20 protein-coding genes are annotated in these 24,638 nt (G+C 71.5%); 10 read left to right on the top strand and 10 right to left on the bottom strand.

Features of this window, described 5'->3' with window-relative positions; genetic code table 11:
• The first annotated feature begins 3 nt into the window (after positions 1-3).
• From ACFY1S_RS12765 to ACFY1S_RS12755, 3 genes are all read left to right on the top strand, one after another.
• Positions 4-1,539, top strand: coding sequence for an NADH-quinone oxidoreductase subunit M (locus ACFY1S_RS12765; RefSeq protein ID WP_364369203.1), 1,536 nt, complete (start codon positions 4-6; stop codon positions 1,537-1,539).
• Positions 1,536-3,089, top strand: coding sequence for an NADH-quinone oxidoreductase subunit NuoN (gene nuoN / locus ACFY1S_RS12760; protein WP_387116344.1), 1,554 nt, complete (start codon positions 1,536-1,538; stop codon positions 3,087-3,089). The genes ACFY1S_RS12765 and nuoN overlap by 4 nt, the downstream gene beginning before the upstream one ends.
• Before the next feature lie 89 nt (positions 3,090-3,178).
• Complete coding sequence (locus tag ACFY1S_RS12755) at positions 3,179-4,264, top strand: polyprenyl synthetase family protein (protein WP_387116341.1); 1,086 nt, start codon at positions 3,179-3,181, stop codon at positions 4,262-4,264.
• On the opposite strand, the gene ACFY1S_RS12750 is transcribed toward ACFY1S_RS12755, so the two are convergent.
• Positions 4,240-5,457 (bottom strand): MFS transporter, encoded by a 1,218-nt coding sequence (locus ACFY1S_RS12750; protein WP_364369194.1) that lies wholly within the window; start codon positions 5,455-5,457, stop codon positions 4,240-4,242. The two genes, ACFY1S_RS12755 and ACFY1S_RS12750, sit on opposite strands and share 25 nt — an antisense overlap.
• A gap of 154 nt (positions 5,458-5,611) precedes the next feature.
• Between ACFY1S_RS12750 and ACFY1S_RS12745 the strand changes: the two genes are divergently transcribed.
• The 3 genes from ACFY1S_RS12745 (at position 5,612) to ACFY1S_RS12735 (ending at position 7,883) form a co-directional block, all read left to right on the top strand.
• A complete protein-coding gene (locus tag ACFY1S_RS12745; RefSeq protein ID WP_387116339.1) occupies positions 5,612-6,394 on the top strand; it encodes an IclR family transcriptional regulator in 783 nt (260 codons plus the stop codon).
• A gap of 260 nt (positions 6,395-6,654) precedes the next feature.
• Positions 6,655-7,170, top strand: a complete 516-nt coding sequence (locus ACFY1S_RS12740; protein ID WP_357990566.1) for a sigma-70 family RNA polymerase sigma factor — start codon at positions 6,655-6,657, stop codon at positions 7,168-7,170.
• Positions 7,167-7,883, top strand: a complete 717-nt coding sequence (locus ACFY1S_RS12735) for an anti-sigma factor family protein (protein WP_387116338.1) — start codon at positions 7,167-7,169, stop codon at positions 7,881-7,883. Before ACFY1S_RS12740 ends, ACFY1S_RS12735 begins: the two co-directional genes overlap by 4 nt.
• Positions 7,884-7,915: 32 nt before the next feature.
• On the opposite strand, the gene rarD is transcribed toward ACFY1S_RS12735, so the two are convergent.
• From rarD to eccE, 4 genes are all read right to left on the bottom strand, one after another.
• The gene (rarD, locus tag ACFY1S_RS12730; protein WP_387116335.1) at positions 7,916-8,839 is read right to left on the bottom strand and encodes an EamA family transporter RarD; all 924 of its coding nucleotides are present in this window, start codon (positions 8,837-8,839) and stop codon (positions 7,916-7,918) included.
• Positions 8,836-9,333 (bottom strand): GNAT family N-acetyltransferase, encoded by a 498-nt coding sequence (locus ACFY1S_RS12725; protein WP_387116332.1) that lies wholly within the window; start codon positions 9,331-9,333, stop codon positions 8,836-8,838. The genes rarD and ACFY1S_RS12725 overlap by 4 nt, the downstream gene beginning before the upstream one ends.
• 126 nt (positions 9,334-9,459) lie before the next feature.
• Complete coding sequence (locus ACFY1S_RS12720) at positions 9,460-9,846, bottom strand: phage holin family protein (RefSeq protein WP_364369179.1); 387 nt, start codon at positions 9,844-9,846, stop codon at positions 9,460-9,462.
• A gap of 61 nt (positions 9,847-9,907) precedes the next feature.
• Positions 9,908-11,785: a type VII secretion protein EccE gene (eccE, locus tag ACFY1S_RS12715; RefSeq protein ID WP_387116328.1), complete on the bottom strand. Its 1,878-nt coding sequence runs from the start codon at positions 11,783-11,785 to the stop codon at positions 9,908-9,910.
• 284 nt (positions 11,786-12,069) lie between these two features.
• On the opposite strand from eccE, the gene ACFY1S_RS12710 reads away from it, so the two are divergent.
• Both ACFY1S_RS12710 and ACFY1S_RS12705 read left to right on the top strand, forming a co-directional pair.
• Entirely contained in the window at positions 12,070-12,390 is a 321-nt protein-coding gene (locus tag ACFY1S_RS12710) for a WXG100 family type VII secretion target (protein ID WP_139586785.1), read from the top strand.
• Between the two features lie 22 nt (positions 12,391-12,412).
• Positions 12,413-12,706 carry a WXG100 family type VII secretion target gene (locus tag ACFY1S_RS12705; RefSeq protein ID WP_139586784.1) on the top strand — a complete coding sequence of 98 codons (294 nt, stop codon included), beginning with the start codon at positions 12,413-12,415 and terminating at the stop codon, positions 12,704-12,706.
• 85 nt (positions 12,707-12,791) lie between these two features.
• Here ACFY1S_RS12705 and mycP read toward each other — a convergent pair whose 3' ends face one another.
• On the bottom strand, positions 12,792-14,009 hold the full coding sequence (gene mycP / locus ACFY1S_RS12700) for a type VII secretion-associated serine protease mycosin (protein WP_387116324.1): 1,218 nt from the start codon (positions 14,007-14,009) through the stop codon (positions 12,792-12,794).
• Between the two features lie 152 nt (positions 14,010-14,161).
• Here mycP and ACFY1S_RS12695 point away from each other — a divergent pair, with 152 nt between their 5' ends.
• Together ACFY1S_RS12695 and ACFY1S_RS12690 are read left to right on the top strand one after the other, a co-directional pair.
• The gene (locus ACFY1S_RS12695; RefSeq protein ID WP_387116321.1) at positions 14,162-16,873 is read left to right on the top strand and encodes an SseB family protein; all 2,712 of its coding nucleotides are present in this window, start codon (positions 14,162-14,164) and stop codon (positions 16,871-16,873) included.
• A complete protein-coding gene (locus ACFY1S_RS12690; RefSeq protein ID WP_387117630.1) occupies positions 16,870-17,235 on the top strand; it encodes a hypothetical protein in 366 nt (121 codons plus the stop codon). Before ACFY1S_RS12695 ends, ACFY1S_RS12690 begins: the two co-directional genes overlap by 4 nt.
• 22 nt (positions 17,236-17,257) lie before the next feature.
• Here ACFY1S_RS12690 and ACFY1S_RS12685 read toward each other — a convergent pair whose 3' ends face one another.
• The 4 genes from ACFY1S_RS12685 to ACFY1S_RS12670 form a co-directional block, all read right to left on the bottom strand.
• The gene (locus ACFY1S_RS12685; RefSeq protein WP_364369166.1) at positions 17,258-18,190 is read right to left on the bottom strand and encodes an alpha/beta hydrolase; all 933 of its coding nucleotides are present in this window, start codon (positions 18,188-18,190) and stop codon (positions 17,258-17,260) included.
• 104 nt (positions 18,191-18,294) lie between these two features.
• Positions 18,295-18,834 (bottom strand): hypothetical protein, encoded by a 540-nt coding sequence (locus tag ACFY1S_RS12680; RefSeq protein ID WP_387116317.1) that lies wholly within the window; start codon positions 18,832-18,834, stop codon positions 18,295-18,297.
• Positions 18,835-18,893: 59 nt separating this feature from the next.
• The gene (locus ACFY1S_RS12675) at positions 18,894-21,344 is read right to left on the bottom strand and encodes an immune inhibitor A domain-containing protein (protein ID WP_387117627.1); all 2,451 of its coding nucleotides are present in this window, start codon (positions 21,342-21,344) and stop codon (positions 18,894-18,896) included.
• A 345-nt stretch (positions 21,345-21,689) separates the two neighbouring features.
• The gene (locus ACFY1S_RS12670; RefSeq protein WP_387116313.1) at positions 21,690-24,485 is read right to left on the bottom strand and encodes an immune inhibitor A domain-containing protein; all 2,796 of its coding nucleotides are present in this window, start codon (positions 24,483-24,485) and stop codon (positions 21,690-21,692) included.
• Positions 24,486-24,638: the final 153 nt, after the last annotated feature.

The following is a 24,638-nucleotide window of genomic DNA, read 5'->3' as shown; positions in this document are numbered from 1 at the left end:
ATAATGTCCAACTTCCCGTTCCTCTCGGTGCTCACGGTGGCGCCACTGGTGGGCGCCCTGGTGGTGGCCTTCCTGCCGCGCCACCGGCCGGAGCTGGCCAAGCAGGTGGCCTTCGCCTGGTCGCTGCTCGTGCTTGTGCTGTCGGTGGTGATGTGGGTCAGCTTCAACGCCGGCGGTGACCGCTTCCAGTTCCGCGAGTCGTACTCGTGGATCCCGAACTGGGGTGTCAGCTTCACCTTCGCCGCCGACGGCATCGCGCTGGTGATGCTGATGTTGATCGCGGTCCTGGTGCCGCTGGTGATCCTGGCGTCCTGGCACGACGCGGAGTCGTCGAAGCGGTCGGTGCCTGTCTACTTCGCGCTGCTGCTGGTCCTCGAATGCACGATGATCGGCGTCTTCGCGGCCGCCGACGTCTTCCTGTTCTACGTGTTCTTCGAGGTCATGCTGGTCCCGATGTACTTCCTCATCGGAAGCTACGGCGGCCACCAGCGGCAGTACGCGGCTGTGAAGTTCTTCCTCTACTCGCTTGTCGGCGGTCTGTTCATGCTGGCCGCGGTGATCGGCCTGTGGGTGGTCGGCGGCAAGACGTTCGACTGGCAGGCGCTGTCGCAGGTCGACATCAGCACTGGCACCGAGCGTTGGCTGTTCCTCGGGTTCTTCCTCGCGTTCGCCATCAAGGCGCCGTTCTTCCCGTTCCACACCTGGCTGCCGGACGCCGGTGGCGCCGCACCGGCGGGAGCCGCGGCGCTGCTCGTCGGTGTGCTGGACAAGGTGGGAACGTTCGGCATCCTGCGGTACTGCCTGCCGCTGTTCCCCGAGGCGTCGAAGTGGTTCGCGCCGTGGGCGCTGGCGCTTGGCGTGATCGGCATCATCTACGCCGCGCTGCTGGCGGTCGGCCAGAACGACCTCAAGCGGCTGGTGTCGTACACCTCGATCGCGCACTTCGGTTTCATCGGGGTGGGCATCTTCGCGTTCACCACGCAGGCCGGCACGGGTGCGGTGCTCTACATGCTCAACCACGGCCTGGCCACCGGGCTGCTCTTCCTGGTGGTGGGCATGCTGATCGCCAGGCGGGGTTCGGCGCTGATCAGCGACTTCGGTGGGGCGGGCAAGCTGGTCCCGGTGCTCGCCGGGGTGCTGTTCTTCGCCGGTCTCGCCTCGCTCGCGCTTCCCGGCACCGCGCCGTTCATCTCCGAGTTCCTGGTGCTGATCGGCACGTTCACCGTGAACAAGCCGGTCGCGGTCATCGCGACGCTCGGCATCATCCTGGCCGCGGCGTACGTGCTGTGGATGGTGCAGCGCACCACGCAGGGCACGCTCAACCCGGCTCTCACCGAGGTCGACGGGATGCGCAAGGACCTCAACCTGCGCGAGAAGTTCGTGGTCGCCCCACTTATCGCGCTGATCGTGCTGCTCGGCTTCTATCCCAAGCCGGTCACTGACGTGATCAACCCGGCCGTCCAGGCGACCATGGACGACATCGGCAGAACCGACCCGGCGCCGTCCGTGGGCGGCACCGTCCAGGAGGCGGCAAAGTGACCGAGTTGAAACTGCCGTCGCTTGACTACGCGGCGCTCGCCCCGATCCTGATCATGTTGGGCACCGCGTTGCTCGGTGTGCTCGTCGAGGCCTTCGTTCCCCGGCGTTCGCGGCACGTGGTGCAGCTGACGTTGGCCCTGCTGGCGGTGCTCGCCGCGCTGGCCATGGTGGTCTTCAACGCCGACGACCGGATCATCACCGCCGGTCAGGCGCTCGCGGTGGACGGGCCGACGCTCTTCCTCCAGGGCGCGATCCTCGTGCTGGCCGCGATGGCGCTGCTGCTGATCGGTGACCGCTCGGTGGAGCGGGGTGGCGCGTTCGTCGCCCAGGCGGCGGTGACGGCCGAGTCGACCGACGACAGGCGGCAGGCCGAGGGGCGCAACGGGCTCACCGAGGTGTACCCGCTCACCACGTTCGCGATCGGCGGCATGCTGATCTTCGTGGCGGCGAACGACCTGCTGACCATGTTCATCGCCCTGGAGGTCTTCTCCCTGCCGCTGTACCTGCTCTGCGCGCTGGCCCGTCGCCGGCGTCTGCTGAGCCAGGAGGCGGCGATGAAGTACTTCCTGCTCGGCGCGTACGCCTCGGCGTTCTTCCTGTTCGGGGTGGCCCTGATCTACGGGTTCACCGCCGGGATGCCGGGTCGGACGGCGGGCGTCGACTTCGCCACCATCAACGCGGCGGTGACCGAGTCGCCGGCCAGCCCGGTGCTGCTCTTCGCCGGCATGGCGCTGCTCGCCATCGGTCTGCTCTTCAAGGCGGCGGCGGCCCCGTTCCACGTGTGGACGCCCGACGTCTACCAGGGCGCGCCGACCCCGGTCACCGGCTTCATGGCTGCCTGCACGAAGGTCGCCGCGTTCGGCGCGCTGCTGCGGGTCTTCCACGTCGCGTTCGTCGACGCCAGCTGGGACTTCACGCCGGTTCTCGGCGCGGTCGCGGTGCTGACCATGCTGGTCGGCGCGGTGCTCGCGGTCACCCAGACCGACATCAAGCGGCTGCTCGCGTACTCCTCGATCGCCAACGCCGGCTACCTGCTGGTCGGTGTGCTGGCGCCGAGCAAGGACGGGCTGTCCGGCACGATGTTCTACCTGGTCGCCTACGGGTTCTCGGTGCTTGCCGCGTTCGCCGTGGTGACGCTTGTGCGTGACGCCGACGGGGAGGCCACCCACCTGTCCCGGTGGGCCGGGCTGGGCCGGCGTTCGCCGTTCTTCGCCGCGCTGTTCACGTTCATCCTGCTGGCCTTCGCGGGTATCCCGCTGACCAGCGGCTTCACCAGCAAGTTCGCGATCTTCGGGCCGGCCCTGGAGGAGGGGCACGCCTGGCTGGTGATCGCCGGCGTGCTGACCAGCATGGTGCTGGCGTTCCCGTACCTGCGGGTCGTGGTGATGATGTGGCTGTCCGAGCCGGGCGAGTCCACCCCGACCGTCACCGTGCCCGGTGGGCTCACCTCCGCCGCGCTGATGATCGGCGTACTGGCGACCCTGGTGCTCGGTGTCGCCCCGGCGCCGCTGCTCGATCTGGCCGCCGGAGCTGCCGAATTCGTACGATGACGCGAGTCTCGACGATCGGAGGCCGGTACGCGTTCGCGTGCCGGCCTCCGGTGCTATCCCCGACCCGGAGCAGGTAGAACGGGTGTGGCATGGTTGATGGCGTGGTGAATCCGGCTGGCGAGCGTTCAGGTGCCCCGGGCTCCGGCGGTCGTCGGGGTCGGGCGAGTACGAGTCAGTTCGGCGCGCTCGGCCTCCATCTCGCCGATCCCCGCGTCGAGGCGTCCGTGCTGGGTCTGCTCGACGCGGTGGAGGTCGAGCTGCGGGCGAGTGTGTCGAGCGCGGACCCCTTCGTCGAGGAGGCCGCCCGGCATCTGCTGGAGGCCGGCGGGAAGCGGTTCCGCCCCCTGCTGGTGGCGCTAGGTGCCCAGTTCGGTGATCCGAGCGGCCCGCAGGTCGTACCGGCCGCCGTGGTGATGGAACTCACGCACCTGGCGACGCTCTACCACGACGACGTGATGGACGAGGCGGCCGTCCGCCGGGGTGCGCCGAGTGCGAACTCCCGCTGGACCAACTCGGTGGCCATCCTGGTCGGCGACTATCTCTTCGCCCGCGCGGCGGACATCGCGGCCGATCTGGGCCCCGAGGCGGTCCGGTTGCAGGCGCGCACCTTCGCCCGCCTGGTGCACGGTCAGATCGCGGAGACGGTGGGCCCGCGCCCCGGGGACGACCCGGTCGCGCACTACCTGAGCGTCATCGCCGAGAAGACCGGCTCGCTGATCGCCACGTCGGTGCGGTTCGGCGGCATGTTCGGTGGTGCCCCCGCCGAGCAGGTCGAGGCCCTCGCCGGTTACGGCGAGACGATCGGCGTCGCGTTCCAGCTCACCGACGACCTGCTGGACATCGCGTCCGAGTCGGTGCAGTCCGGCAAGACTCCCGGGACGGACCTGCGGGAGGGCGTTCCGACGCTTCCGGTGCTGTACGCCCGTGCGGCGGACGACTCCGACGCCTCCTCGGTGCGTCTGCGGGAGATCCTGGCGACCGGCCCGCTCACCGACGACGTCCTGCACGCGGAGGCGTTGGGTCTGCTCCGGGAGAGCCCGGCGCTCAAGCGGGCACGGGAGACCGTGCGCAGCTACGCCGAGGACGCCCGCGCCCGCCTGGCCCCGCTTCCGGCCGGCGCGTCGCGTCGTGCCCTCGAATCGCTCTGCGACTACATCGCCGACCGCACCAGCTGATCCTCGCTCCGGTCGTTTCCGGCGGCGGTCAGCAGCCGACTGCCGACGAGCATGAGGGCGGCGGCGAGCAGCATGGACACCGCCGCCGTGGACCACATCGTCGGGTAGCCGAGGTGGGCGGCGAGCGGGCCGAGGGTCAGCGGACCGAGGCAGCCGCCCGCGTACACACCGGTCTGGGTGATCGACGTGGCGGTGGCCGGCGCCTGCGGGTGTAGCCGCACCACCGCGAAGTTCATCAGTCCGGGCCACGCCCAGCCGAGGCCGAAGCCGAGCACCACGCCCGCGACCAGCGGCACCGCGCCGGTCAGCGCGAGCAGTCCCAGACCTACCGCGCCGACCACGAGCATCGCGGCGATCAGCGCCACGTGGCCGTCGGCGCGGCGGTCGGCCAACCAGCCCGCGCCCACCCGGGCCACCACGCAGACGGCGCTGCCCAGGGTCAGGGTGAGGCCGGCCAGGCCCGGGGACAGACCTCGGGCGGCGGCGGAGTCCACCAGGAACGTGCCTAGTGCGTTGGCAGCGGCGGCGGCCAGCGTGGCCGCCGCGCCGACCACCACCAGCGCGCCGGTGGCCCGGCCGGTGCGCCCGCCGCCGGCCCCGCGGGCGGGGCCGGGCTCCTGCCGGGGTACGAGCGGCAGCGTCGTCAGTGCCGCACCGGCGGCGACCACGAACGCCCAGCGCCAGCCGGCGGTCAGCGCGACGGTGGGCACCGCCGCGCCGGCCAGCAGTGTGGAGACCGGGATGGCCGCCTGCTTGACGCCGAACGACAGGCCCTGCCGGCGGGCCGGGACGTGCTGGGCGAGGGCCGCGTTGCTGGCCAGCTGGCCGAGGGCGTTCGCGGCGGCGCTGAGTGCCAGCAACCCCACGAGCACCGGGTACGACCGGGCGAGAGCCGCCACGGCCAGCATCGACCCGGCGGCCAGCAGGATGCCGCAGCGGGCCACCACCGCCGGTCCGTACCGTTCGACCAGCCGACCCGAGGGCACCGACGCGAGGGCGCTGACACCGAAGTAGACGGCCACTGCCACGCCCAGGCCGGCCGGGGAGAAGCCGATGTCGGCGCCCATCTGCACGGCGAGGCCGCCGAGCAGGAAGACGGGCAGCACGCAGGCCACTGTCGTGGCGACGGCACCGGTGCTCGCCCGGACGGGACGCGGGCGGGCGGAGGTCGGGGTGAGGACTGTGTCGTTCATCGTCCGGCAAACCTACGCGAGAGGTGTTCAAAGCACTCCTCGTGACCGTCGGGGCACAACGTGTGGATGGTGATCTGGCATCCTCGACCCGAACAGGCATTTCGCACCGGGCCTGTATTTCATATGGTGTAAGTCCCCGGCGGCGGAGGTGGTTGTGCGCGACCCCTTGGCAGAACCTTCGGACCTGATCCGCAGCGTCTCCAGAGCGCTGCGGGTGCTGGAGTCGGTCGGTCGCGCCCCGAAGGGCCTGACCGTCAAGCAGATCGCACGGCGGTGCGAGCTGACCGTTGCCACCACCTACCACCTGGTGCGCACCCTGGCGTACGAGGGCTACGTGATCCGTCGCGAGGACGGCACGTACATCGTGGGGTTGGAGGTGGCCGACCGGTACCGCGAGCTGGTGACCGCGTTCCGGGGGCCACCGGCGGTCGGTGAGGCGCTGCGCCGCGCAGCCCTGGACACCGGCTACAGCCACTACCTGGGCCGCTTCGTCGGCGGTCAGGTTGCCATCACGGCGGTCGCCGAGGGGCACCGGTCGCCCTACCTGGAGGATCTGGTCCCCGGGTTCGACGAGGGGGCACACGCCACGGCCCTCGGCAAGGCGCTGCTTGCCACCCTCACCGCCGACCAGCGCTTCCGCTACCTACGGGAGTACGGCATGCGGCCGTTCACCAACGCCACCCTGACAAGCAACGAGACCTTCGAGGCCGACCTGGCCGCCGGCGACCGGCGGGGGATGCAGCTGGAGCTGGGGCAGTTCCGTCAGGGTGTGGCGTGCGCGGCAGTGCTCGTCGCACCGGACAAGGACATGGAGCGCCGCGTGGTGCTGGCGTGCGCGTTGCCGGCGAGCGAAATGATGACCTCGGCCCGGGTGGTACGCGCCAAGCTGCTCACGGTCGCCCGCAGCGTCGCCGACGGCATCGCCGCCGACCACTGACCCGTACGACCGAGGGGCCCCTCCCGGGCTGGGAGAGGGCCCCTCGATGCGCCAGGTGACCACCACGCCCGGCTTGGCGTAGTCGCCGTCCGGCCAGTTCGACGCCGTGCTCGCCGGCTGCGAGTGAACCGGGCGTGAACACCTCTCCGGTCGGTATCGACCCGCAGCCGGTCTGACCTCGGGCTGAACCGAAAGGCGTCACCGCACGTATTCCCGGGCGGACGCACAGCCGGACGCGCGCCGGAAGCGAGGAGACCGCCATCAGCGACCATGACGCCCAACTGCTGCGCGCGCTGCACGACGAGCACGCGGAGGCGCTGTACGTACATGCCCTGCGGCTGGTCAACGGCGACCGGCAGCGTGCCGAGGACCTGGTGCAGGAGACGCTGCTGCGGGCCTGGCGGCACCCGGAATCCCTGGACCCCCGCCGGGGTTCGGTGCGGGCGTGGCTCTTCACCACCGCCCGCAACCTGGCCATCGACGCCTGGCGTCGCCGATCCACGCGGGTCGGCGAGGTGTTCACCGACGAGATGCCGGAGCCACCCGAGGTCGTCGACGAGGCCGAACGCGCGGTGGAGGCGTGGACCGTCGCCGAGGCGTTGAACCGGCTCAGCCCGACCCACCGGGAGGTGCTCATCGAGTGCTTCTACCAGGGACGGTCGGTGGCCGAGGCGGCGTCGCGGCTGGGCGTGCCACCGGGCACCGTCAAGTCCCGCACCCACTACGCGCTGCGGTCACTACGGTTGGTCCTGGCTGAGATGGGAGTGACGGGATGACCCGGTGCGAGTTCGCGCACGACGACGGCGCGTACGTGCTGGGCGCACTCGCCCCCGCCGAGCGGGCCGCCTACGAGCGCCACCTCTCCGGCTGCGCCGAGTGCCGCGACGCGGTCGCCGAGATCGCCGTCCTACCCGGACTGCTCGGCCGCCTCGACCCGTCCGGCCTGGAACAGTTCCTTCCGCCCCCGACCCCACCCCGGGTGCCCGCGCTGCTCGAGGAGGCCCGCGCCCGCCGGCGCCGCGAGCGGTGGTCCAACCGCCGGGGGTACGCCGTGACGGGGCTTGTCGCCGCCGCGATGGCGCTGGTGGTGGGCGTCGGCACGGTTACGGCGTTGCGGGGCGGGCCGAGCTCTCCGGTCACTCCGAACGCGGTGGGGACACCTGGCGTACGGGTGTCGATGGTCGCCATGCGGCCGGTGGCCACGGCCGGGCCGGTGCATGCCGAGGTCGGGCTGAACAGCACGAAGTGGGGCACCGAGGTGACCATGCGCTGCGGGTACGACCCACGGACGAGTTACGGCAAGGCGTACCCGTTCCGGCTGGTGGCGCACGGCCCGAACGGCGCCAGTGAACAGATCGGCTCCTGGCTCGCCGCGCCGGGCGACAGCCTCCAGTTCACCGGTGCCACCAGGTTCACCGACGCGGAGCTGGTGAGCGTCGAACTCCAGCGGGCCGACGGCACCCCCCTGCTGACCTACGACGTCCCCTGACCCCGGCACCACGCCCCGTGGCGGGGGTGGGGTCAGGGGGTCGGGACGGGGGCGGCGGTGGGGACGCGGGCGGCCTGACGGGCCTGGCGGGTGTGGCGGATCGCGTCGGCGGTGAAGACCACGAGGGCGAGCCAGACCAGCGCGAAGCCGGCGAGCCGGGCCGGCGGCATCGGCTCGTGGAAGATGAGCACACCGCAGGCGAGCTGGAGGATGGGCGCCAGGTACTGGATCATGCCGAGGCCGGTCAGTGGCAGCCGGTTCGCGGCTCCGGCGAAGAGAAGCAGCGGGATCGCGGTGGCCGCGCCGGCCAGCACCAGCAGCGCCGTGTGCCCGGCCGAGACGTGCCCGAAGGCCATCCCGCCACGGTAGGACAGCCAGATCAGGTAGCCGAGTGCGGGCAGCGCCAGCACGGCCGACTCGACGAACAGTCCCTCGGCGGCAGGCAGCCCGAGCCGCTTCTTGATCAGGCCGTACCCGGCGAAGCTGAACGCCAGGGTCAGCGCCAGCCAGGGCAGGCGGCCGTAGTCCACGGCGAGCACCGCCACGGCCGACCCGCCGATGCCCAGCGCCACCCACTGCCCCGGGCGCAGCCGCTCCCGCAGCACCGTCACCCCGAGCAGCACCACCACGAGGGGGTTGATGAAGTAACCGAGCGCGGTCTCCACCACCCGGTCGGAGCTGACCCCGTAGATGTAGGTGCCCCAGTTGACAGCGATCAGCGTGGCGGCGGCGACGATCCCGGCCACCGCCCAGCCCCGGCGCAGCAGCGCCCGCAGGAAACCGATGTTGCGCAGCGCGCCCAGCAGCAGCGCCACGAAGAGCACCGACCAGACGATCCGGTGGGCCAGGATCTCCAGCGGGCCGGCCGGTCGCAGCAACTTGAAGTAGAGCGGGAAGAAACCCCAGAGCAGGTACGCGCCGATGCCGTAGAGGTATCCCAGGCGGAGTGGCGTCACGACTCCACCGTAAGGGGTCCAGCTGCTCGCTGTTCCTTTCCGGTGATCGGGGTCACCGGCGGCCGCTGGTCGAGATTCATCCACCGCTCCGGAGCGTCCAGCGGCGTGAAGCCCACCCGTGCGTACACCTCGTGCGCGTCTTTGGTGACCAGCAGGATCCGGCGTACGCCCAGCTCGGCCAGGTGGTCGCGGACCGCGGTGGCGAGCCAGCCGCCCAGGCCGTCGCCCCGGGAGGCGCGGTCGACGTACACGTCGCAGAGCCAGGCGAAGGTGGCGCGGTCGGTGACCGCCCGGGCCACCGCGACCTGGCGGCCGTCCCCGGGCCGGTAGACGCCGAACGGCAGAGAGCCCGCGAACGCCCGCTCGACAGTCGCCCGGTCCCGCCCCAGCGCCCAGTACGCGTCGGTGGACAACCAGTGGTGCACCAGGCTCAGGTCGAGCCGGGCCGGGTCGGTGCTGAGCAGGTGGCCGTCGGCGCGGGTCTGTGAGAACACCCTGCGACGCTAGCCGCCACGATGGGCGCGCCTGCCGGCCAATTCCCGAACTCTGGTCATCGGCCCGCCCCGGCCCCGGCCGTGTCGGAGCCCGGGCGGGCCGGGTCGGTGCGGGCAGATCGCCGGTCAGTCCCGGTCGAGGACGGCGCCGAGGATCCAGGTCACGATGCTCACGAAGAGGGCACCGAGCACCGCCGCCGGCCAGAAACCGTCAACCGAGAACGGCAGCCCGGCCTGGTCGGCGATCCAACTGGTGAGCAGGAACAGCAGCCCGTTGACGACCAGCGCGATGAGACCAAGCGTCAGCAGGTAGAAACCACAACCGACGGTCTTGATGATCGGCTGGAGGACCGCGTTGACCACGCCGAAGATCACCGCCACCAGGAGCAGCGTGGTCACCGTCTCCGCGGCGGAACTCGACTCCAGAGAAATGCCCGGGATGAGGAACGTGGCAAGCCAGAAAGCCAACGCTGTGCTGGCCAGCCGAATCAGCAGACCTTTCAGAAAACCCATGGCGGGGATCGTGCCACGACACCCGCGACCGCGTAACCCGCCGGTTCGACGCGCGACCAGGTCAGCCGCGCGCCGGCCGGCCGATCAGCTGCGCCTCGATCGGGGTCGGGGCGAGCAGCGCCCAGCGCAGCGCTCGCCGGTTCACCACTGCCACCATGTCGTCACGCATCCGGGTCAGCCACTCGGCTGAACCGCCAAGCCCCAGCGCCGCACCGGCAAGCGCCGCCTCGGCAGTGCCCAGCGGTTGCAGCACCGCCAGGTCCGCACGACTCAGCACGTCGGTGTCCGCAGATGTCAACTCGTCGCGCACCACGAGGGTGGTCCGCCACGGTGCTCCCCGCTCCGCCTCGGCCGGCACCGGCCCGGCGGCGTCGACCACAAGCAGCAACGGCCGCAGCGCGGTCGCCACCCCGTCGGCCACCGCACGGCCGGGCGGGATCAACGGGATCGTCAGGCCCGGGGCGCCCACCCCCCTGACGAACGGCTCCCAGGCGCGTGGTCGCGCGGTCTGGACCACCACCAGGGCTCCCAGCGCCATCGCGCGTAGCGCCACCAGCTGGGCCGCGCGTACGCCACCGACCAGCAGCACCCTTGTGCTCTCCGGTCGGAACAGCCGCACGGTGACCGCGCCGCCGTGCCTGTTGGTGCCGACCATGATCCCCGCCTGGCCCAGGGTCAGCTCCCAGTCGTCGAGCGCCGGTCGGGGCTGCGCGCCCGCCGTCGCCAGCGCCAGCGGCAGGGTGGCGGCCAACCCCTCCAGGTGGGCCCCGTCCAGCCGCCGGAGCCCTCCGCCCAGGCCGGTCACCAACCGGTGCAGGGCCTCGGCAGCCAGGGTCAGCTCGGTCGTCGTCCCGGCCGCCAGCCGTACGGTCAGCTCGGTCGGCACCTCGGCGGCGCCGCTGGCCGGCGGCGGGCCGGCACAGATCGACACGGTCGTCGCGGTCGCCGGCAGCGCGAGCAGTCGCGGTGCGAGTTGGCGGGCGCCAGCGCCGTCGGCGTCCGGCCACCGGGTCAGCCGGAAGGTGGCCTGGACCAGGGGGCCCGACCGCAGTGCCGGCCAGAACTCGCGCACCGGTTGGCCGTCGTCGTGGTGGGCCAGCTCGCCCAGGACGCGCAGCGCCGCGGGTACGCCGAGCGGCCGCGCGGTCAGCGGCCCCAGCCGGCGGACGATGCGGCGTACCGTGCCGGCGAGTACCCGGCGCAGGGCCTCCTCCGACCAGCCGTCGACCCGGAGCACGCGCACCGCCAGCAGCGCCTGCTCCCGCCCCGCCAGCCGGCCGTCGGTGAGCTGCCGGTACGACGTGCCGACAGTGCCCCCGGCCGCCGGCGCCGGCGCCGGCGCTCCGGCGAGCAGCAGCTGGATCCGCAGCGGCGGGACGTCCACTCCCGGAGCGGGCAGCAGGGCGGACGGCGGCGGGATCGCGTGCGACGCGTCGCCGAGCAGGTCGCCGGGACCGCCGAGCTCCAACAGCGCGACCATGCCCCCGGTGTCCTCAAGGACCGCCGCCGCCCCGTCGGACAGCTCCGTGGAGCGGGCCACGGCGCCCGGCGCGACAAGGTCGAGCAGCTGGGCCGGCCCTGCGGACCCCACAAGCGCCCGGCGGCGGGTCAGGTGCCCGGCGGCGGTGCCCAGCCACTCGAAGAGCCATCGCCCCCGGAGCCGGGCGCCGGCTGCCACGATCAGCAGCGCTGCCGCCGTCACGGCGGTGACGGTCACCGGCGCGCTCCGACCGAGGGCGGCGAGGACGAGCGCCACCGCGACCTGCGCGGCGACCAGTTGGCCGGCGCGTACGCCGGTGCCGGCCCGCGTGAGCGTCGCCCATCGACCGCCGCGCCGACGGGGCGCGGCGACGCCCGGACCGGAGGGAATGCCGACGGCGGCCGGGCCCGGGTCGATCGGGGCCTGCTGCCGCGGGCCTCCGGTGGTGATCGCCCGCACCGAGCCTCCTCGACCAGTGTGGACCTTTCCGGACGGCAGGCCCCTCGCTGACCCGTCACGCGCCGCGACGTGGCTGCGGCACATCGTAAGCGACCGATGGCTGCCGTGGTTGTCCACAGGGGAGAGGTCGGGGGTAGCAGAACCGCAACCAGGCCGCTACCGTCAGCCACGAAGTGCATCGCTGACCCGCATCCGACGTGCGTCGACGAGCGGGCCACGCGACCGACGCGCCCTCCGGGCGCGTCGACGGCCAGGCGCGATCGAGGAGACGAGGTGACGTCCGGGTGTCCCAGACCCAGGCAGAAGCCGCGGTGATGAAGCAGACCGCCGCGAAGTTCGAGCAGGTTGACCAGTCGTTGCAGTCCATGCTGACCGGCCTGCTGGCCGAGTTGGAGGTGCTGCAGCAGGCCTGGCGCGGCGCCGGTGGGCGATCGTTCGAGCAGGTCAAGCAGCAGTGGTCGCAGGACCAGGCCGCGCTGCACCGCGCCCTGCGGGAGACCGCCGGGGCGATCCGCACCGCAGGTCGGCAGTACGACGTCTCGGACGACGAGGCGGCCAGCCGGGTGGCCGGCACCAACCGCGGCGGCATCCAACTGCCGCTCTGACCCCGCTCGGGAGGGAGCTCCGATGGACCACGGTGTGCTGGTCGTCAACTTCACCGCGCTTCAGCAGGCCGGTGCGGACATCCAGAAGGCGCTGAACACGCTCGACTCGCAGCTCGGCCAACTCGAACGCGACGCCGCGCCGCTGGTGGCCGGTTGGGCGGGTGAGGCCCGGGAGGCGTACGAGCAGCGCCAGGCGCGGTGGCGATCCGCCTCGCAGGACCTTCAGGCCATGCTGCGTGACATCAGGCTGGCGGTGAACGACTCCGCCGCCGACTATCTGGACACCGAGAAGAAGAACACCGGGCTGTTCCAGTGATCCCGGTGGTTCGGAAGCGCTGACCATGTCCGGGCCCGCGCCCCGGCCGGCTCCGGTCGGGGCGTTCCCCGGCAGCCCGACGAGGTCACACCGGGTCGGCGGGCCGCCACCGGCGGCGCGCGCCCCGGGGCAGCACCAGGGCGAGCAGCACCACGGCGACGGCAGTCGTCCCGACCACAGCGCCGACCAGCAGGGCCCGGTCCCGGGCCGCGGCCCGGCGGGCGTCGCGGGCGAGTTGCGCCGCGTCGGCCCGGTCGTCGGCGAGCGCGGCGACCGTCCGAGGCCCGCCCGGCTGACCCGGTCCGGTCTCGGTGACCGCCCGGTACGGGTTCAGCACGCCCGCGCCGTACCCGTGCCCCGGGCCGGGAGCCGGATCGGCGGTGGCGATGATCCGTTCGGCCACCTGGGCAGCGGTCAGCTCGGGGCGGTACTGGCGCAGCAGGGCGGCGGTGGCGGCCACGAACGGCGCCGCGTAGCTCGTTCCCTCGACCCGCTGGTGGCCCTGCCCGGGCGCGGCGGTCAGCACCTCACTGCCCGGTGCGACCAGGTCGACGTACGGGCCGGTCTGCGAGAAGCCGGCCCGTGCACCGTCGGCCCCGATCGCGCCCACCCCGAGCACTCCGTCGTACGCGGCCGGGAACGGACGCGGGTCGCCGCTGTCGTGCAGGTTGCCGGCGGCGGCCACCAGCACCACGTCCCTCTCGACGGCGTACGCGACGGCGGCGTGCACGGCCGGGTCGTCGGCGTACAGGACGACGGAGAGGTTCACCACGTCGGCGTCGTGGTCGACGGCCCATCGGATGGCCTTGGCGAAGTCGGCGGCGCTGACCGTACGCCCCGACTCCCGTCCCTGCACCACCTGCTGCTCACTCACCCGTACCGGCAGGATCCGGGCACCCGGTGCGAGGCCGTGGAAGGCGACGTCGGGGCGGGGCTGCGCCGCGATGATGCTCGCCACACCGGTGCCGTGCCCGGCGCAGTCGCGGCTGCCGTCTCCGCCCTGGTCGAGCAGGTCGGTGCCGGCCAGCACCTGCCCGGCCAGTTGCGGGTGGACCCGGTCGACCCCGGAGTCGACCACCGCCACTGTCACTCCCTTGCCGGTGGCCAGTGGCGCGAGCCGGGCGGGGTCGTACCGTTGCTGCGTCCACGGCAGGGCCGCGACCGGCCGGACGGGCGCCAGGGGGTTCGCGCAGGTCGGTGCCACACGCGACGCGGCGTCGGCGGCGTCTGTCGGAAGTGCCGGCGCGGTCAGCATGCCGGCCGCCAGGCCTGCGAGGACCGGGCGCGCGATCGACCGGGACATCGACGGCCTCCGTATCGTGTCGGCTCCGGGACGGGATGTTATCGCCTCGTCGACGCCCCGGCGGACCGCCGCCGGCCAGCCATTGTGATCTTGATACCACCTTGTAGGTTGTACGCGATACCTGTGGCCTGTTCTCGGAAGGAGAGGTGGCCGTGACCGAATGGGAGCCGGCCACGGAGGCCGAGGTGGCGATGCGGGACGCGCTGCGCGCCAACGACCAGGAGTTGTACTTCCGGCTCCTGTCCCGCACCGATCTGCTGTTGCCCGTCGCCGCGCCGGCGCTGGCCGGTCAGACGTCGCCCGGCTGGGGCACCTGGACCACCGGCGGCCGTACGCACGTGCTGGCATTCACCTCCGCCGCCGCGCTGCGGGCCTGCCTCGGTGACCATCCGGGCAGCAACCGGCGGGTCCCGTTCACCGACCTCGCGGTCGGCTGGCCCAACCACGAGTGGTGGCTGGCGGTCAACCCCGGGCTACCGGTCGAGGGCTACCTGCCCGCCTGGTTCGTCTCCCAGCTCTCCCGCGGTGACGTCCGACTTCCCGGGCGCGCCATGGGGGCCCGCGCCCGGCTGGAACGGGCGGAGACCCTCGCCCGCACCCGCAACGGCGCGACCGGTCGGGACGCCGCCGGCGCGACGCCGAGCCCCGGCCCCACGCCGTCCGGCTCGACCCCGCCACAGGGCCCCGAGCCGGTGGCGGCACCGCCCGTGCGACAGGCGCCGACGCGGCAGGCGGTGCCCCGGATGACCAACCCGCTGGCCCCTGGCGCGCCGCGGAGCACGCCGAGGCCCGGTGACCTGTCCCGTCTGTCCGGCACCGACGACATGCCCGCGGTCGGCCCGCGACACCCGAACGCCGTGCCGCGCACCGACTCCGTGCCGGACGCCGCTCGAGCGGCCGCACCCCGGTCCGCGCCGTCGACTCCCATCGAGCGTCCTGCTGCCGTTCCGACCGAGCCGAGCCCGACCACGACCGGCCGCCCGCCGGTCGGCCGGGCCGGCGACGCCGTGGCCGCCCCGGCCAACGGCACGGCCCAGGACGACAGGCGTTCCTTCTTCGAACCGGCGTCCGGCCGGGACCGCGCCGCCGGCCCGACGCCGGGCGGGGGCCGGCCCGGCGACCGGGCCACGCCGCCGTCCCGTTTCGCGCGGGGCAGCCAACCCTTCCCCCGCCGCCGTCCCGCCGACGCGACAGCCGAGGGTGCCACCCGGGCCTTCCCGATGACCGACGCGGCCGCCGAGGGTGTCACCCGGGCCTTCCCGATGACCGACGCGGCCGCCGAGGGTGCCACCCGGGCCTTTCCGGTTGGCGAGGCGACAGTCAGCCAGCCGCTGCGGCCGCCGTCCGGCGACCCGCTGACCTCGGGCGACGAGCCCACCCAGCCGTTGCCCCCGCGCCGCCCGGATCCGCTGGCCGAGGAGCCCACCCGCGCCTTCCGGGCGACAGGTGGGCCCGCACCCGTTCGTCCCGACACGGCGGCCGAGGAGACGCAGCCGATCCCGCGTGGCCGGCCGGGGGAGCAGGCCCGGTACGAGCCGGTGGAGGAGCTGTCGCCGTCCGTCGCGGAGCCGGTCTCGAGCCCGCCGGCACCGCGCCGCGGGTTCGCGCCCATCGTCATCGAGGGCACCGTCATCGAGTCCCGTGACCTGACCGAGCCGGTCGCCGCGGGTCGATCCGCCGGGCCGTACGCCGACGACCTCGTCGAGGACCGGGCCGGAGGCGACCCTGTCGACTCCCCGTCGCCCCGCACGGACAGCGTCCCGGAGCCGCCCCGCACGGCCGGTGACACGCCGTCACCCTTGCCGAAGCCCTCCCGCGCGGACACCGGCGGCGGCGACCCGTACCCGGCTGCGGGCGGCGAGGAGCCGCGCCCGGCGGAGCCGGCGCCCGTCGACTTCACGCCGGCCAACACGGTCGAGGAGGACCTGCTCAACGCGGCCGGCGCGGGCAGCACCGACACGTTCCTGTCCACCCTGCTCCTGGCCCGGGTGCTGCTGCCGGCCGCACCTGAGTCGGTGCCCGGCAGCCGACCCGGCGACCCGGGTTTCGTCTGGCGTACCGGCCAGCTCGACGACGAGACGTACGTGGTGGTCTACACGTCGCCGGAGCGCCTCGCCGACCACACCGACGGTGACGTCGACACGGTAGGGGTGAAGTTCGCCCAACTGATCCGGCGCTGGCCGGACGAGGACTGGTCGTTCGCCGTCAATCCGGGCACCCCGGTCGGCGCGAAGCTGCCCGGTGAGCAGATCGTCGCCCTTGCCAACTGGGCCGCCGAAGTCGGGCTCGGGGACGACCTGGAGGTCGACACCGAGGAGGCGCCCGCCGTGGCGGAGCCCGCCACCCGCCCCCGGTACGCTCCGGCGGCGGTCGACCCGGCCCGCCCGACGGTGATGCAGAAGGCGATCGCACCCAGCCAGCTCGCGTACTACCTGGAGCGGGGATACGACCGGGTGTCCGGCTTCGTGCACCGGGCGGGCGAGTTGGCCCACCTGACCACGCCTGCCCAGTTGTACGACGCGCTCGGCCTCAACTATCCGGCCTCGCCGTTCGTGCGGGACGCCGAGGAGATCTACGTGCTGCGCTGGCCGGCGCACCGGCCGAGCCTCTACCGGATCCCGTACGGCGGGCAGAACGAGCCGGCGATGCGGGCCATGGAGGGCTGGGTCATCGAACGCCCACCGTTCCGGGGCAACGGCTTCGCGCCCGGCGAGAGCAGCGACGTGGTGGCCGAGTTCAAGGTGGACAGCGCCCGTCTGCCGCACGGCGCGCAGCTCTGGCGGATCGGCGCGGACGGCACCGAACGGGTGGTCGCGTCGCTCGACACGGACGCGGTGGTGTGGCGACGGGTTCCGGAGGCGTGATGCGCGACGGCTATGTGGCCCGTTGGCGGGGCCGGGAGTACCAGGCCAGCCCGGACGGCGACGACATCCGGCTCTACCAGCCCGAACCGGCGGAGGGGTTCGAGGAGGTCCGACCCGGCCGGTACGTGCGGGTGCTGCCGGCCAGCGACATCGAGGACCTGGCGTACGTGCGGACCACCTGCACGTGGAAGGGGCAACCGTTCATCGTGCTCGGCGAACACGACGCCTGGCTGCGCGTCGAGTACACGGGCGGCCGGTGGCCGGTGGCCGAGGCGATGCGGCTGGAGGTCTTCGACTTCGGCGTCTACCAGGGCTGGGCGCCGGCCGCCGAGGTCACCGACCTGCGGGAGCAGCGGGTCTGACTACCGCACCTGGTGCGACAGGTCAGGACTTGGCCCACCGTAGGACTTCGCCGAGCACCAGGTCCGGTGCCTCCAGGTGCGGGAAGTGGCCCACGCCGTCGAGCAGCCGCCACTCGTACGGGGCCACGACGTACCGTCCGGAGCCCAGGGCCGTCCTCGGCAGGGAGGCGACGTCCGTGGCGCCGTGGAGTTGGAGGGTCGGAGTGACGAGCGGCTTCTGCATGAGGCGTACGAACCGGTAGCCGTGCAGCCGCAGCACCGAGCGGAACGCCCACCGGTAGCCCTCCAACGCGCAGAACGCGGCCTGCGGGATGCGCATCGCCTCCCGGCACCGCTGCGCGTACGCCTCGAAGTCCGATCCGGCCACCCACCGTGGCCCACCCCAGCGGCGCAGGATCTCCTCCACGGCCGCCGCCCCGTCCCGGGTCAGGACGTGCTCGTAGCGGGGCAGTTGGAACTTCAACGCCGGGGTGGAGGCGGCGAACTGCCCGCGCGGGTCGGCGAAGATGGCTGCCCGCAGCCGCAGCGGGTGCGGTGCTCCCAGCACCACGAGCCGGCGGACCAGGGCCGGGTGGAACGACGCCACCGTCCAGGCGACCATGCCTCCGACGCCGCTGCCGACAAGTGTCGCGGACCGTTCACCGAGCGCCCTGATCAGCCCGGCGATGTCGGCGGCGAGGGTGTAGCCGTCGTACCCCCTGGGTGGTTTGTCGCTGGCGCCGTAGCCGCGCAGGTCGACGGCGACCGCCCGGAAGCCGGCGTCGGCGACGGCCGGGAGCATCTGGTGCCACGCCCACCAGTGCTCTGGGAAGCCGTGCAGGAAGAGCACCATCGGACCGGTGCCGGCCTCGACCACGTGGAACCGGGTGCCGTTGGCGCCGACGAAACGGTGCGTCCACGGCCCCTCGGTGAGGACACAGGACTCGTCGACGGCTCCGCCGCGCTGGTCGGTCATGGCAGACAGCCTAGGACCCGGATGCCTCAGATGACCCTGGTGGTCGCGGTGGACAGGGAGAATCCCGGGTTGTCCCCTACCGGCACGGCAGTGGGGCCGGCGGGTCACCTGATGACGATGCTGACGCGGACGCCCGGGCCGCAGTCGACCTCGGAGGATCGGGAGATGACCCGGAGGGTGACGAAGCTGCCCTCGGTCAGCTTGCCGAAGCCGGTGCCGTGCACCGCGTACTCGATGCCGTCCTCGGAGACGAGCCCGTAGCAGGGGCCTGATCCGCCCCTGGTGATGTGGCCGGAGACCAGGTCGGACGCTCGCTTGTCGGTCGGGCCCGTCGGCTTGGGTGGCTTGGGCGCGGCGGGGAGGCTCGGCCGGACGGTGCGGGACAGGGGCGGTGGGGCGGTGCGCCCGGGCGGAGGCACCGTGAAGGGGGATCCGGTCGGGGCGGCGACTGTCGGGACGGGCTCGGTCGGGACGGGCTCGGTCGGCGTCGGAGCGCTGGAGGCCGAGGAGGCGCTGTCGCTGGCCTGCGGCTCGCCGCAGGCGGTCAGGGGCAGCAGGAGGAGCGCGGCGAGGACTGTGACGCGGGTGGTGAGGGGCACGGTGGTGGGACGTTCCAGCAGGTCGAACGGTTCCCGGCCGGACAAGGGGCGACGCCCGGGCAGATGAACTGCCCGGGCGTCGCTTGGTGGTGCGGGATCAGTGGTCAGCTGATCCGGATCTTCATCGAGGTGCCGTCCTGCTCCAGAACCTTGATCTTGACACCGGTCGCGGGGAGCTTGACGCCGTGGTTCGGCAGCTCCTCGTAGAAGTACTTCTCGGTGTCGTCGAACAGCGGCTCGGCGGCCTGACCGCGGATGTACTGCGGCTGGCTGTTGAGGTGCAGGGTGAACGAGTCGGCCTTCTTGAGGCTGAACGGAGCGTCGTAGACCTGGACGCGGGCCCGCCACGGAGCGCCGGTCAGGTTGTAGATCGGGCGCGGGTGCGCGTCGATGTACAGGTTACGACCCTCACCCGGGTGACCACCCGGGTTCGTCGCCGACGCCGGTGCGGTGTTGTTGTCCGACCAGCGGGTGTTCCAGTACGAGATGAGCAGGCCCTCCTGGTACGCGTAGTGGTCCACGTAGTCCGGGCGGGTGTTCGCGTAGCCGAAGAAGTACGGGCCCGTCTTCAGGTACTTGTCGTACGAGACGTACGACCGGTTGCCGGCGATGTAGTAGTTGTCGAACAGCCGGGTGTAGGTCGGTCCGACCACCTGGAACTTGTCGAAGGTCCAGCCCGCGTCGGCGCTCTCGGCACCGTCGGTGAACACCGTCTGACCGTCGGCGGTCACCGTGATCGCGTCACCGAAGAAACCACCCTCGGAGACACCACCGTCGGTGACGTAGTGCAGGCGGACCTGCGCCACCTTGCCGACGAGCGAGGTCAGCGGGATGTTGATGTCCGCCCAGGCGCCGTTGCTGGTGCCGTCGAGGGCCGGGCGGCCCGCGCCGTCCACGCCGATCGGCTGACCGTTGACCGTGCCGTTCAGGTCGACCCAGGTCTTGCCGCCGTCCGTCGAGGCCTCGAAGTAGAGGTAGTCGTACTCCTCTTCGATGGCGTACTTGCCCTTGAGGGACATCGAGGCCGACGACTTGCCGGTGAGGTCGAACGTCCTCGTCATGCTGCTGTCGAGGTTGTCCTCGTTACCGGAGAAGTACTGCTTCGATCCTTCGAACGGTGCGCCGTAGTTGAACGTGTACTCCCGCTGGGGAAGCACCACCACGGCGGCCTGGGCCTTGTCCGAGTTGTACTCCTGCGGACCGAGCGGCAGCGTCCGCTTCTGCCCCGCGACCACTACCTCGTAGTCGAGCCAGCCGAGCTGGAGCTTGTTCCAGGCACCGAGGTCGCCACCGCGGTCGCCGACGGCCGGGTCGTTCTTGGCACCGAGCCGGCTCTGGGCCATCAGGGTCCAGTGCTCGTTGTTGTTGTCGGCCGGTCCGTAGTCGTCCGGCAGACCCAGGTCGTGGCCGTACTCGTGGTAGAAGACGCTGCGGCCGCCGTTCTCCGGCTGGATCGTGTAGTCGCGGATCCAGACCCCGGTGTTGCCGATCTGGGTTCCGCCGTTCTGGTTGTTGGGCGGGCCGACCGGCGAACTGTTGAATGCCGACCAGCGGTGACTCCAGATGGCGTCCTCACCCTGCTGCGGGTCACCGTCGGCCTGGTCGCCGCCGGAGTGGACGATCTGGAAGTGGTCGATGTAGCCGTCCGACTCGTTGAAGTCGCCGTCACCGTCGTAGTCGAACCGGTCCCACTGGTCGTAGGACCGCATCTCCTCGGCGATCTGGGCTTCCGTACGGCCCTTGGCCTTCTGGTCGGCGACCCACTGGTTGGCGGCGTCGGCGACCAGGTTCCAGGTGTTCGAGCAGACGTTGCCGGTGCAGACGGCCCGGTCGTCCCGGGGGTCCGCCGGCTCGCCGGGCTTCGGGTCCGGGATCGGGTCGTCGGAGCGGCCGTAGCGGGCCTCGTTGTACCGGACCTTCACCCAGTCGGTGACCTGACCCTCGACCGTGTACCGGCCGGAGGACTGGGCCTCGTAGTACTGCTTCAGCGACTCGTCGCCCGGGTTGGTGCCGAAGTAGATCTGGCGGAAGTGCTCCGGGCTGAAGTCCGGCTGCCAGACGGTGGAGTTGTCCACGGCCCGGTTGGGCTGCGGGATCTTGTTGTGCAGCGGCCCCTCGAACGTCGACGGCCCGGCGATGTCCGGGTTGATGTCCTTGTCCGGGTAGGACGGGTGCCGCTCGTTGCCGAACTCGGCAAGGATCACGAAGATCTTGTCGGTCTGCTCACGCTCAAGCTCGACGTACTGATCCTGGGTGGCCTGTGCGCCAGCGGTGCGGGCGTTGGCGTTGCCGCCCGCCTTGCCGACCTTCCCGACCTTGACGACCTTGCTTCCGTTGCGCTCGATCGGCTTGCTGCGACCGCTCAGCACGTCGCTGAGCCCCTGCTCCCGCAGCTCGCGACGCTTCTCTTCGAGCTTGTCGGGCAGCTCGTCCTTCAGCGCCTGCGGTTCGGCAGCGGCCGGTGCTGCTGCCGGCAGTTTGGGCTGAGGCGCCGCCGAGGCGGACGGGCCGAATGCAAGACCCGTCGCCGTCAGTGAGAGCCCGATCAGACCCACTGCGACTTTGCGCACGTGGTACCTCCGGTGTGAGGGAACCGGCCCAACGGGGGTACAGGCCGGTGGGAGATCGATCCCACGAGTGGGACCAATGGTGAACATAGACACTGCTGGGACGGGTGGGAAGATGCACGCGTCGATTTGTTGCAAGATTTTGTTCGCGGTGCTTTTCTCCGTCACACACCCGCGCTTCATCAGCCACGCTGGCCAGCCCGGCTCGTCCGAACGTCTTTGCAGCGACGATTTTCGATCAATTTGATCGACCGTACGACAGTGGGGCCGGGGGCGTCTCCGCCCACCGGCCCCACCGATACCGCTGTTGTCAGTCACCCAAGCGGGAAACCGTCACTTCTTCGCCGGGGTGACGAAGATCGTGGCTGACGAGTTGTCCTTCGCGGCCTTCTTCACCGTCAGCGAGACGCCGAAGTTCACGCCCGCGTCACCGGGGTTACCGGTGCCCAGGACGATCGCGCCGCCGCCAAGCGTCACGCCGTAGAACTCCGGCGCCGGGCTACCGTCCGGGTTGGTCACCCGGGTGGTGTACGGCGCGTTGTTCCGCGACGGGAGCACCACCGAGGCGTCGTTGTCGCGGGCGTAGGGAGCCCCGTCCCGCATCTCGATGCCCGGGTACCAGCCCTTGGCGTCGGTGAAGGCCTTCACCGGCTTCTGCGCCTTGAACTTCGTGCAGTACTCGCTGTACGGCTCGTCCGCCGCCTCCAGGCACTCCGTGAAGGGGTACGTCTTCTGGAGGCCGAAGGCCGCGTTCGCCGACTGCGGACGGCTGGGCAGGTTGTCCGTCACCGACGGGTCCTTCACTGCCGCCTCGCCGGTGCGCCGGTACGGGTCGAAGTGCGAGTCCACGATCAGGAGCCCACCCTTCGCGCCGTAGCTGGGCAGCGCGGTCATCTGACCGGTGACGTGGTTGACGTCGCCGAGCGCGGTGTCCCGGTACCAGACCAGCATGCCAGGCGCGTTGTACGAGATCCGGTCCACCTTCCACGCCTCGTGGGAGTAGATCGTGTCGTACGCGTACTTCAGGCCCTTGTCGAAGCCGTCGAAGTTGCGCCACTCGGCCAGGTAGTAGTGCGCGTGGGTCTCGACGCCGCCGGAGACCTTCCAGCCCGCGCCGGTGGTGTCGACGAAGGTGCCGCCGGTGGCGGTCCAGCCGTTGTCGCCGCCCTCGACGTCGTCGCTCCAGGTGGTGGCGCCGCCGCCGGTGACCGAGAAGTCGTCGACGAACCAGTTGCGCTCCTCGAACGCCTCGTCGGTGGCGAGACGCAGCCGGACCTGGACGGTCGTCCCGGCGTACGCCGACAGGTCGACGTAGTCGTGACGCCAGCCGTCGGTGCTGCCGGTCAGGCCGTACTTCTTGCCGCCGAAGTCGTTCATCCGGCCGTTCGGGTCACCGTAGTTGTCCGGGGTGGTGACCACGGTGCCGTCCTCGGCGTAGACCTTCTGCTCGGTCCAGGTCGTGCCGCCATCGGTGGACAGTTCGAGGAAGCCGTAGTCCCAGTCCTCCTCGATGATGTAGTTGTTCCACATCCAGAACTTGGCGTCGGCCGCCGACGGCACGTCGACCGAGCGGCTCAGCTTGACGTCCGCCCAGCTCTGGTCGTTGTTGCTGTGCCACATCTTGGTGCCGCTGTGCGGCGTGGCAAGGGTCGTGATCTTGTCCGGCAGGTCGACCTTGATGCCGTCCTCGGAGTCGATAGGCGTACGCGAGGTCTGGCCGAGCTTGACCTCACGCGGGTTCGAGCCGGGGCGGATGGTCAGCGGGTCGGCCCAGCCGAGCACCCACTTGTCCCAGATGCCCATGTGGGTCGGCAGCGCCTGGAAGATCTCACCGGAGTGCGAGCCCGAGGCCATCAGGTCCCAGAAGTCCACGTCGGAGTCGGCGTTGCCGGAGGTGTCGTAGAGGTCCGGCAGGCCCAGGTCGTGGCCGAACTCGTGGGCGAAGACGCCGACGCCGGCGTCCTCCGGCTGCACGATGTAGTTCGACACCTTCAGGTTGGTGCCGGGGATGGTGTAGCCACCCGGCACCGAGGAGGAGTGCGCCCAGACGGCGTACACGCCCTGGTCGCCGCCGCCGCGCGACTTGCCCTGCCCGGCGTGCACCAGCACGAGGTGGTCGATCACGCCGTCCGGCTCGAAGAGGTTGCCGTCACCGTCGCGGTCGGCCTGGTCCTCGATGTCGTAGTCGGCCCACGGGAAGTTCGGGTCCTTCGCGGCGAGCGCCTCGATGGCGTCGCCCGCCAGCCGGCCCGCACCGGCCGGGTTGTCCGGGTGGCCGTTCATCGACTGCTCCCGGCCGGGAACCCAGTTGCCGTTCTCGTCCTGGGTGCAGCGGTTGGCCGCGTACCAGCCCTCCGAGTGCGGCACGGTGATCCACGGGCTGGCCTGCCCGTCCACCGTGTACGCGTTCTTGGACATCTCCAGGTACATGTTGTGCATGGTGCGGCCCGAGATGTCGATGCCCTTCTTGCCGTCCGGGCCCCTGAGGTCCGTGCGGACCCGCTCGGTGATGCCCTTCTTGCTGTACAGCATCTTGTTGTAGTGCGACGGCGAGAAGTCCGGCACCCACATCGAGTTGTTGTCCTCGTGCGGCAGCCGGCCCGGGTCCGGGATCTTGTTGTGCTTCGGCCCGTTCTGCACGGTGCCCGGCACGCAGGTGCGGTCCTCGAACACGGTCTTCGGGACCATCACGTTCGTGAAGTCGTCGTTGGCCTTGTCGTTGAACTCGACAAGCAGCGTCAGCAGCTTCGCCGTCTGCGTGGTCGGCGCCTGCTTGATCTTGCGGGGGTTCTTGCCGGTCTGGATCGACTTGGCCTCGATCTTCGCCAGCTGCTTGGCGGTGACCGGGTTGCCCCGGGCGTGCTTGCGGTCGAATGCGCGGGCCGCGTCGCCGGCGGGCGCGTACACGCCGCCCTTGCCCTTCACCTCGCGGCCGGTGCTGTCGGGCTGCACCTCGGGCTCGGCGTAGTTGATGTAGTACTCGTCGGCGCCGATCACCGCCCGGGGGGTGCCGGACGCCGACTGGGCCGCCGCGCTGCCACCCACGGTCAGTGTGGTGGCCGCGAGGGCGATGGCGGGTAGCGCGACGAGTAGTCGTCGGCGCGACCCCGGATGGGAGTTCTTGTTCATGCCACTCCGTTCTCGGCATGGGCTGAGGACGTCGGCGGTCCCGAGACGCGGTGAGGGCGCATCGACAACACCTGACGCGCGTGAAACTAAATGAGAAACAAGCCAAACGGCGGGATCGTGATCGATGCGTTATCTGCGCGTCCTTGCCTGGAC

Source organism: Micromonospora sp. NPDC000663, assembly GCF_042898105.1.
Taxonomy (GTDB): domain Bacteria; phylum Actinomycetota; class Actinomycetes; order Mycobacteriales; family Micromonosporaceae; genus Micromonospora.
The sequence above is the reverse complement of the archived record's forward strand: the minus strand, read 5'-3'. Positions and strand labels throughout refer to the sequence as shown.

What these genes read in the sequence shown, in the direction of transcription:
- ACFY1S_RS12735 (WP_387116338.1), top strand. Translation starts at nt 7,167, where the DNA reads ATGACCCGGTGCGAGTTCGCGCACGACGACGGCGCGTACGTGCTGGGC.
- ACFY1S_RS12720 (WP_364369179.1), bottom strand. Translation starts at nt 9,846, where the DNA reads ATGGGTTTTCTGAAAGGTCTGCTGATTCGGCTGGCCAGCACAGCGTTG.
- ACFY1S_RS12685 (WP_364369166.1), bottom strand. Translation starts at nt 18,190, where the DNA reads ATGACCGACCAGCGCGGCGGAGCCGTCGACGAGTCCTGTGTCCTCACC.
- ACFY1S_RS12755 (WP_387116341.1), top strand. Translation starts at nt 3,179, where the DNA reads ATGGTTGATGGCGTGGTGAATCCGGCTGGCGAGCGTTCAGGTGCCCCG.
- ACFY1S_RS12705 (WP_139586784.1), top strand. Translation starts at nt 12,413, where the DNA reads ATGGACCACGGTGTGCTGGTCGTCAACTTCACCGCGCTTCAGCAGGCC.
- mycP (WP_387116324.1), bottom strand. Translation starts at nt 14,009, where the DNA reads ATGTCCCGGTCGATCGCGCGCCCGGTCCTCGCAGGCCTGGCGGCCGGC.
- ACFY1S_RS12765 (WP_364369203.1), top strand. Translation starts at nt 4, where the DNA reads ATGTCCAACTTCCCGTTCCTCTCGGTGCTCACGGTGGCGCCACTGGTG.
- ACFY1S_RS12670 (WP_387116313.1), bottom strand. Translation starts at nt 24,485, where the DNA reads ATGAACAAGAACTCCCATCCGGGGTCGCGCCGACGACTACTCGTCGCG.
- ACFY1S_RS12750 (WP_364369194.1), bottom strand. Translation starts at nt 5,457, where the DNA reads ATGAACGACACAGTCCTCACCCCGACCTCCGCCCGCCCGCGTCCCGTC.